Origin of the sequence: Ochrobactrum sp. S1502_03 (assembly GCF_044435015.1) — a bacterium.
Taxonomy (GTDB): domain Bacteria; phylum Pseudomonadota; class Alphaproteobacteria; order Rhizobiales; family Rhizobiaceae; genus Brucella; species Brucella chromiisoli.
On record NZ_JAYEXN010000083.1, the window covers coordinates 1 to 1,478 of the forward strand.

The window sequence follows — 1,478 nt, forward strand, 5'->3', positions numbered from 1 at the left end:
CTGGAAGGTGCCCGCATTGTAATCGGCAGACAGGCTGTCCGAAAAGCCATTGAAGGCGACAGAACGGCCCATTTCGAGATTATGCCATGAATAGGCAAGACCAGTACGCAGACCGACAGAACCTGCCGCAGTCTGCCATTGCGTGCCGCCATAAACACCCAGCGTATAGTTATCGCTTGAGCCTGATGAATTTCGTGACGCGGTTTTAAACGTCGAGCGGCTGTAGCCAGCCATCGCACCTAAACGCCAGTTGTCATAAACATCGGCATCAATACCTGTGCTAAAGCCTCCAAGCGTGGATTTGGTTCGACCGGCATTGCCATTGGCGGACTGGCTCGACCAGCTGCCATAAGCGGCACTCCATGCGGCATAGCGGGACATATCATTGCTGGCCGTTGGCTGTGGTGCTGGGGCATTGATCGCATTGCCAGCTGCGTGGGTTTGCGGAGCAGACGCATAGGCAACAACCGATACCGGCGCTGCTGGCGTTCCGCCAAATGCTTGTTGCAAGCGATTATTGATGGCCGAGCGCGTTGCACCACTTGCATTGACAAGTACGCCGCTCGCAGATGCATAGGCTTCAGACGACAAGACCGGCAGGGCTGCACGAATAGTCGATCCATCGGCCGCAGAAAAATCCAGTGCCGCGATCAGCGACTGCAATTGCGGCGCTGCATTGCCGCCCATATTATCAATGGCAGAACCGACACTACGACCATTGCTGCTATCAGCATATTGCGAGTAAGCATTGTCTGATCGGTTCAGGGACACCGTGTAAACATTGTCGCCATCATGCGTTGCGCTCGCATTCAGTGTGGGTGAGGCACGTGAAGTGGAGACAGTGCTAAAATCTCCATCAAAATCTATCGCATCAATCCAGTCGCCGGATGTGATACTGAAACCATTTTGATACCATCCGCGCTCAGGTGCAAAAGAGATTGTACCATCAAACCCAGCCGTTCCATTGACGATCAAACTGCTTATGTCTTGCTGATTGTTAAATGAAAGCGCCAGGGTGCCAGTCTGCGACTGGAGGTAATTACCATTAATCTCAATGGCCTGCCCTGCTACTGACGGGTTGAGTATGCCCTCATTGCGGAACAGCTCCTCAGAATAAATCTGGTAAGACCCGCTGCCCGAAAGCGTGCCAGCCTGCGCGATTGTCGCGTTGTAAAGCAGATGATCGCCGGTCAGTGTGGTGTTGCCACCATTGATTTGCAGCGACAGATTTTTGCCTGTGATATTGCCATCATAAGTAAGTGCAAAATCGGAATCTGCAACAGAGGTCGAGTTGCCGTTTTCATCGGCTTTATTGCCAAATGTCAGATGGGTCAGACGCAGATCGCCATTTTCATCGGCTTCCAGATAATTGGAGATAGTATCGCCAGAAATCTGCGCGCCCTGCATGACATTAATGCGGTCAACCAGAGCATTATCTGACATATAAATCGCGGCTTTACTGCCAGCCACGCGCCCCG

General features: G+C 52.4%; 1 protein-coding gene. It reads right to left on the minus strand.

Features of this window, described 5'->3' with window-relative positions; translation table 11 throughout:
- Positions 1-1,443 (minus strand): autotransporter outer membrane beta-barrel domain-containing protein (locus VBH83_RS19280; protein ID WP_396999089.1); only part of this gene is annotated, 1,443 nt, incomplete at its 3' end.
- Positions 1,444-1,478 lie beyond the last annotated feature (35 nt).